Origin of the sequence: Streptomyces sp. MBT53, from assembly GCF_016654115.1 — a bacterium.
In the GTDB taxonomy this organism is placed as follows: Bacteria; Actinomycetota; Actinomycetes; order Streptomycetales; family Streptomycetaceae; genus Streptomyces.
Genome location: NZ_JAEQAZ010000296.1, coordinates 1 through 7,449, shown reverse-complemented (window position 1 = coordinate 7,449; position 7,449 = coordinate 1). Strand labels below are relative to the sequence as shown.

The window sequence follows — 7,449 nt, the reverse complement described above, 5'->3', positions numbered from 1 at the left end:
CCCCGGCAGATGCCCAGCAGCGGCAGGCCCGCCGTCAACGCGGCCTCGATCAGGGCGAGTTCCCAGGCGTCGCGGGCGAGGGCGGGCGGGCCGGTGCGGGGGTCGCGCTCGGCGCCGTAGCGGACCGGCTCGACGTCCGGGCCGCCCGCGATCACCAGGCCGTCGAGGCGGGCCACAGTCGCCGCCGCGTGCTCGGGGGCGTCCGGCGGCAGCATCGCGGCCAGGCCGCCCGCCTGTTGGACGAGGCGCGGGTAGCCGGCCGGCAGCAGTGCCGCTTCCAGCTCCCAGGCGCCCCACCGCGCCCCCGCCTCCAGATACGTACTGATGCCGATCAGCGGCCTGCCCGCCATGCTTTCCTCCGACCGCCGAGCGACGTGAATGGACTCGATGGGGACCATTAGACAACCCCAGCCGTCACGCGAGGAAGCCCCGCAGCAGAGCCGCCGTACCGGCGCAGTGCTCCCGCATCATCTCCCGCGCCCCGTCCGCGTCCCCGTCCAGCACCGCCTCCACCAGCGCGATGTGCTGCCGCTGCGAGTGCTCCAGGTTGCGGACGAGGAGGGGGATGCAGTCGAGGAGGTCGTTCACCGTGGCCCGTACCGCCGCGTACTGCGCGGTCAGCGTCGGTGAACCGCACAACTCGGCCAGGGTGAGGTGGAGCAGGGTGTCCAGGCGGCGGTAGTCGGCGAGCGGGGCGTCGTGCGTGCGGGCGAGGGCGTCGCGCAGTCGCCCGCCCTGTTCGGCGCTCAGACCGTGCGTCGCGCACAGGCCCGTCGCGCCGACCTCCAGCACCTCCCGGAACCGCAGTACGTCCTCGATGTCGACCGCGCTGATCCGCCGCCGCAGCTCGTCCTCGCCGCCGGCGTCCGACTTCGGCAGCACGAACGTCCCGCCGTAGCGCCCGCGCCGCGACTCCACGAGCCCCTGGTCCTGCAGTACCTTCAGAACCTCGCGCAGTGTCACCCGGCTGATCCCCAGCCGCTCGGCCAGTTCCCGCTCGGCCGGCAACCGCTCGCCCCCCGGCACCAGCCCCAGCCGTACGACCTGCAGAATCTGTTCCAGCGCCTCTTCGAAGCCGTTGCCCGCCCGCACCGGCCGCAGTACCGGGGTCAACCGGTCCTCAAGGCCGTTCTCCGCATCCAGCGACATATGGCGGCACCCCCTTCCCAAGCAATGGTTCTCCGCAATACCTTATGGCTTCCGGCCCGGCCGGAAAAAGCGCGCAGAAGCCGAAGGAGCTTTCCCGTGGCAGACCGCACACCCCCGCTGAGCGTCGAGGAGCTGCACGCCCTCGTCGCCAGTGGCGAGATCGACACTGTCGTCCTGGCCTTCCCCGATATGCAAGGACGGCTCCAGGGCAAGCGGTTCGCCGCCCGCTTCTTCCTCGACGACGTGCTCCGACACGGCACCGAGGGCTGCAACTACCTCCTCGCCGTCGACACCGACATGAACACGGTCGACGGCTACGCGATGTCCTCCTGGGAGCGCGGTTACGGCGACTTCGCCATGCACCCGGACCTTTCCACCCTCCGCCGTGTGCCCTGGAACGCGGGCACCGCCATGCTCATCGCCGACCTCGCCTGGAACGACGGATCGCCGGTGGTCGCCGCACCCCGCCAGATCCTGCGCCGCCAGCTGGAGCGCCTCGCCGAGCACGGTTTCACCGCGCAGGTCGGTACGGAGCTGGAGTTCATCGTGTTCAAGGACACGTACGAACAGGCCTGGGACGCCAACTACCGAGGCCTCACCCCGGCCAACCAGTACAACATCGACTACTCGGTCCTCGGGACCGGGCGGATCGAGCCGCTGCTCCGCCGGATCCGCAACGAGATGGCCGCCGCCGGGCTGACCGTCGAGTCCGCCAAGGGCGAGTGCAACCCCGGCCAGCACGAGATCGCCTTCCGCTACGACGACGCCCTCGTCACCTGCGACCAGCACGCCGTCTACAAGACCGGCGCCAAGGAGATCGCCTCCCAGGAAGGCGTCTCGCTCACCTTCATGGCGAAGTACAACGAGCGCGAGGGCAACTCCTGCCACATCCACCTCTCGCTGGGCGACGGCAACGGCGGCAACGCCATGGCCGGGGACGGCGAGGGCGGCATGTCCGAGGTCATGCGGTACTTCCTCGCCGGGCAACTCGCCGCGCTCCGCGACTTCTCTCTCCTCTACGCCCCGAACATCAACTCCTACAAGCGGTTCCAGCCGGGCTCGTTCGCGCCGACCGCCGTCGCCTGGGGCTACGACAACCGCACCTGCGCCCTCCGGGTCGTCGGCCACGGCCGCTCCATGCGCTTCGAGAACCGGCTGCCCGGCGGGGACGTGAATCCCTTCCTCGCGGTGGCGGGGCTCGTCGCGGCCGGGCTCTACGGCATCGAGCAGAAGCTGGAGCTGCCGGAGGCCTGCGCGGGCAACGCCTACAGCGGCGACTACGCGCACGTCCCCACCAACCTCCGCGAGGCCGCCGAGCTGTGGGAGAACAGCCCGATCGCCAAGGCCGCCTTCGGGGACGAGGTCGTCGCCCATTACCGCAACATGGCGCGCGTTGAACTGGAGGCCTTCGACGCCGCCGTCACCGACTGGGAGCTGCGCCGCTCCTTCGAACGCCTGTGAGGACCCGGCTCCCTTTGCCTGCCGACGAACGCCTGTGAGGACTCCCTTGCCTGCCGAGCACCCGCTGCACGTACTGAACCCCGCCACCGAGGAGGTCATCGCCACCGTCCCGGCCGCCACCGCGGCCGACGTGGACGCCGCCGTCGTACGCGCCGCCCGGGCCCAGACGAAGTGGGCCGCGCTGCCGCCCGCCGACCGGGCCCGGCTGCTGCGCCGCTTCGCGACGGCGGTGGACGAACACCTCGAAGAACTCGCCCAGTTGGAGGTCCGCGAGGCCGGGCACACGGTCGGCAACGCCCGCTGGGAGGCCGGCAACGTCCGTGATCTGCTCGACTACGCGGCCGGGGGAGTGGAGCGGCTGACCGGCCGGCAGATCCCGGTCGCGGGCGGTCTCGACGTCACGATCCTCGAACCGCTGGGCGTGGTGGGCGTGATCGCGCCCTGGAACTTCCCGATGCCGATCGCCGCTTGGGGCACCGCCCCCGCACTCGCGGCCGGCAACGCGGTCATCCTCAAGCCGGCCGAGACGACCCCGCTCACCGCGCTCCGACTGGCCGAACTCGCCCTGGAGGCAGGCCTTCCCGAGGGGCTGTTCCAGGTACTGCCCGGCCACGGCCCGGTCGCGGGCACCGCGCTCGTCGAGCACCCGGGCGTCGCGAAGATCGTGTTCACGGGGTCAACGGCTGTAGGCAAACAGGTGTTGGCGAAGGGCTCGGAACTCCTCAAGCGCGTCACCCTCGAACTCGGCGGCAAGAGCCCCAACATCGTCTTCGCGGACGCCGACATCGAGGCAGCCGCGGCAGCGGCCCCCATGTCCTTCCTCGACAACTCGGGCCAGGACTGCTGCGCCCGCACCCGCATCCTCGTCCAACGCGGGGTCTACGACCGGTTCCTGGACCTCCTGACCCCGGCGATCGAGGGGGTCACGGTCGGCGATCCGGCCGACGAGAAGACGGACATGGGCCCGCTGATCTCCAAGGTCCAGCTGGAGCGCGTCCGTTCGTACGTCACCGACGACCTGGCCGGCATCCGCGGCAAGGCCCCCGAGGGCCCCGGCTTCTGGTTCCCGCCCACCGTCGTTACCGGCGTCGACCCGCACGCACGCGTGGCCGTCGAGGAGGTCTTCGGCCCCGTCGCCGTAGTCCTGCCGTTCGAGGACGAGGCGGAGGCGATCGCCCTCGCCAACGCCACCGACTACGGCCTCTCCGGCTCCATCTGGACCCGGGACGTCGGCCGCGCCCTGCGCGTCTCGAAGGCAGTCCGCGCGGGCAACCTGTCCGTCAACTCCCATTCCAGCGTCCGCTATTGGACCCCCTTCGGCGGCTTCAAGCAGTCCGGGATCGGCCGCGAACTCGGCCCGGACGCGCTCACCGCCTTCACCGAGACCAAGAACGTCTTCATCAGCGACGTCTCCACCACCAACGTCTCCACCAGCACGGAGGGCCCCGCACAGTGACCTCAGAGATTGTTTGCCGGCGACTCGTCGGCCGTACCGCCGTCATCACCGGAGCCGGCAGCGGCATCGGCCTCGCCACCGCGCGGCGGCTCGCCTCCGAGGGGGCCAACGTCGTCTGCGGCGACATCGACGAGACCCACGGCAAGGCGGCGGCCGACGAGGTCGGCGGACTCTTCGTGAAGGTCGACGTCACCGACCCCGAGCAGGTCGAGGCGCTCTTCAAGGCCGCCTTCGACACCTACGGCAGCGTCGACATCGCCTTCAACAACGCCGGCATCTCGCCGCCCGACGACGACTCCATCCTCGACACAGGGCTGGAGGCCTGGAAGCGCGTCCAGGACGTCAACCTCACCTCCGTGTACCTGTGTTGCAAGGCCGCGATCCCCTACATGCGCCGCCAGGGCAAGGGCTCCATCATCAACACCGCGTCCTTCGTGGCCAGGATGGGCGCGGCGACCTCCCAGATCTCCTACACCGCCTCCAAGGGCGGTGTGCTGGCCATGTCCCGTGAACTGGGCGTGCAGTTCGCCCGCGAGGGCATCCGCGTCAACGCGCTCTGCCCGGGACCGGTCAACACCCCGCTCCTGCAAGAGCTGTTCGCCAAGGACCCCGAGCGGGCCGCGCGCCGCCTGGTCCACATCCCGGTCGGCCGCTTCGCCGAGCCGACCGAGATCGCCGCCGCCGTCGCGTTCCTGGCCAGCGACGACTCGTCGTTCGTCAACGCCGCCGACTTCCTGGTCGACGGCGGCATCGCAGGGGCGTACGTCACACCGCTGTAAGTGCCGAACCCCCGCCGGAGCGGGGGCAGTTGACCCCGTGATTGCTCACAGGAAGGTCATGCCCTCGCCCCGGTAGGTGGGGACGGTCGCCGTCACCCGGTCACCCTCGATCAGGTGCAACGACTCGAACCGCTCGCACAGTTCACCGGCCTTCGCGTGCCGGAACCACACCTTGTCGCCGATGAGCAGATCGTCGGCGGGGGAGCCGAGCAACGGTGTCTGCACCTCGCCGGGCCCCTCCTGGGGGTCGTAGCGCAGACCCTCCGGGAGATACGGCACCGGGAGGCGGTCGGGGCCCGCGGCGCCGGAGGCGGGGTAGCCGCCGCCGAGGACGGTGACCACGCCGACGCCCGGGCGGCGTACGACGGGCTGGGCGAAGAGCGCGGCCGGACGGGCCGTGAACGACGTGTAGTTGTCGAAGAGGCGCGGCACGTACAGCCCGGAACCGGCCGCGATCTCGGTCACGGAATCCTCGGCGGCCGTGTACTGGACACTGCCCGTGCCGCCGCCGTTGACGAACTCCAGATCCGGTACGACGGCCCGCACGGCCCGCACCACCTCCGCGCGCCGCTCGGCGAGTTCACGCTTGGCGGTGGCCTGCATCAGCCGGATCGCACGGGAGCGGAAGGGCCGCCCCGCGACGGAGTCGCCGACACCGGCGATGTGGCCCTCGTAGGCCATGATCCCGACGACCTTGAAGCCGGGGCGGCGGTCCACCGTCCTTGCGATGTCGGCGAGTTGGGCGGGTGAGCGGAGGGGGGAGCGGAGCGCGCCGATGCGCACCCGGCCGCCCAGCATCCGCAGCGAGGTGTCCAACTCCAGGCAGACACGCACCACTTCGGTGCCGCCGGCGCGGGAGTCGTCGATCAGCTTGAGCTGGGCCGGGTCGTCGATCATCACGGTGACGGCGGCGGCGAGCTTGGGGTCACTGGTCAGTTCGGCGAAGGCGGCGTGGTCGGCGGAGGGGTAGGCGAGGAGGACGTCGTCGAAACCGGAACGGGCGAGCCAGAGGGACTCGGCCAGGGTGAAGGACATCAGGCCCGCGAAGCCGTCCCTGGCCAGGACGCGTTCGAGGAGGGTTCGACAGCGGACGGACTTGCTGGCGACGCGGACCGGCTTGCCGCCGGCCCGGCGGACGAGGTCGTCCGCGTTGGCATCGAAGGCGTCCAGGTCGACGATCGCGAGAGGGGCGTCGAGGTGGGCGGTGGCCCGGTCGTAACGGGCCCGGTCGGCGGCGCGCGCAGTCATGAACGCAGCCTGCCAGACAGGATTACCGCAGGGTAGGGGGACGTTCCGGGCAGAAGCCCCGGGGGCGTGGACTGGTTCTCGTTCGAGCGGGGGCAACCCGTAGAGTGACGCGCACGCACGGAGGAAACGCCGCCGGTCGTTCGACCACGCCCGGGATGGCGGTCCGCCGCGGCGGGTATGCGTGCTCGGGACGACTTTTGTTTTTTTGTGTACGTGCCGGGTGAGGCGGGGTGGACGTCGGCGCGTATACGAACAAGGGCAGGAGCACACCGGCCCGCAGACGAACAAACGGTGGCCCGGGTACGAGGAAACGGGGGGTGCATGAGCACGGAAGCGCGGCGCGCCCCCGTACCGCCACACCCCACCTCGCCGCAGGCCCCTTCGGGGAGTTCGACGCAGCCCGTGAACGACACAGCAGGCGAGGACTTGGACGGACCGCATTCCGGCACCGGGGGATCTTCCGGAGCCGCTTCGAGGACAGTTTCGGGGCGTGGTCCGAATCCGTCGGCGTCGGGCACGGAGGCTGCGCAGAGCGCACCGGGGACGTCGGGGTCGGACGCGGCGCCGGCCGACAGCGGCACCCAGGGCGACGGGAACGGCAGGGCCACCTGGGGTGGCGACCGGCCCGGCACGGGATGGTGGGAGGGCGGCAACGCCAGACGCGCGGCCAGACGAAGCGCCCGGGCCGACGCGGACACGGGGTTCCGAGGCAACGATTCGGCGGGGGACCGCGCTGCGGGTCCCGGTAACGGGTTCGACGCGGACCGCGCTGCGGCTCAGGGCAGCGCGTTCGGCGCGGACCGTACTGCGGGTCCGGGCAACGGGTTCGGCGCGGGTTCGGTTTCTCCGGGCAACCGGTTCGCGAGCGGCGGCTTCGAGAACTTCGAGAGTGACGGCTCCGAGAGCGGGGGCTCCGAGGGCAACAGTTCGGAGAGCAACGGTTCGGGAGCCCGCAATGGGGCCGGGGCCGGAGCTGGGTCCGGGGCCGGCGCGGGTTCCGGTTCGGGTTCCGGCGCCGGAGTCGGCTCCGGGGCGGGTTTCGGAGGCGGGGCCGGTTCCGGGGCTGGAGTCGGTTCCGGTTCCGCCGGCTCGTCGGCAGGAGGCTCCTCCGACACCCGGCCGCGCTTCCCCGGTCTTCGCCCCTTCTCGCCCGCTGCCGCCGACGCGGTGAGCCCGCCGCCGCCACCGGCCTCGGCCCGCTTCCCCGACGCCCCGCCGGCATCCGCGACCGACCCGCGCCGCGCGAACCCGGGACGCCCCGGCACGGTCCCGCCTCCGAAACCCGCCCCGGAGCCGACTCCGGCGCCGGAACCCGAACCGGAACCCGCGCCGGCCCCGGACCCAGCTCCGGCCCCG

At 71.6% G+C, this 7,449-nt stretch carries 6 protein-coding genes; 3 read left to right on the top strand and 3 right to left on the bottom strand.

Features of this window, described 5'->3' with window-relative positions:
- Positions 1-350, bottom strand: a 350-nt coding sequence (locus JHN45_RS48615) for a gamma-glutamyl-gamma-aminobutyrate hydrolase family protein (RefSeq protein WP_201055880.1), incomplete at its 3' end; no start/stop codon positions are given.
- A 64-nt stretch (positions 351-414) separates the two neighbouring features.
- Positions 415-1,149, bottom strand: coding sequence for a FadR/GntR family transcriptional regulator (locus tag JHN45_RS48610; RefSeq protein WP_200717042.1), 735 nt, complete (start codon positions 1,147-1,149; stop codon positions 415-417).
- A gap of 96 nt (positions 1,150-1,245) precedes the next feature.
- On the opposite strand from JHN45_RS48610, the gene JHN45_RS48605 reads away from it, so the two are divergent.
- The 3 genes from JHN45_RS48605 to JHN45_RS48595 are packed head-to-tail and all read left to right on the top strand — an operon-like array spanning position 1,246 to position 4,845.
- Complete coding sequence (locus JHN45_RS48605) at positions 1,246-2,610, top strand: glutamine synthetase family protein (protein ID WP_200717043.1); 1,365 nt, start codon at positions 1,246-1,248, stop codon at positions 2,608-2,610.
- Positions 2,611-2,656: 46 nt separating this feature from the next.
- On the top strand, positions 2,657-4,066 hold the full coding sequence (locus JHN45_RS48600; protein ID WP_201055879.1) for an aldehyde dehydrogenase: 1,410 nt from the start codon (positions 2,657-2,659) through the stop codon (positions 4,064-4,066).
- The gene (locus JHN45_RS48595) at positions 4,063-4,845 is read left to right on the top strand and encodes a 3-oxoacyl-ACP reductase (RefSeq protein WP_200717045.1); all 783 of its coding nucleotides are present in this window, start codon (positions 4,063-4,065) and stop codon (positions 4,843-4,845) included. The genes JHN45_RS48600 and JHN45_RS48595 overlap by 4 nt, the downstream gene beginning before the upstream one ends.
- A 45-nt stretch (positions 4,846-4,890) precedes the next feature.
- Here JHN45_RS48595 and JHN45_RS48590 read toward each other — a convergent pair whose 3' ends face one another.
- Positions 4,891-6,093, bottom strand: coding sequence for an amino acid deaminase/aldolase (locus tag JHN45_RS48590; RefSeq protein ID WP_200717046.1), 1,203 nt, complete (start codon positions 6,091-6,093; stop codon positions 4,891-4,893).
- Positions 6,094-7,449: the final 1,356 nt, after the last annotated feature.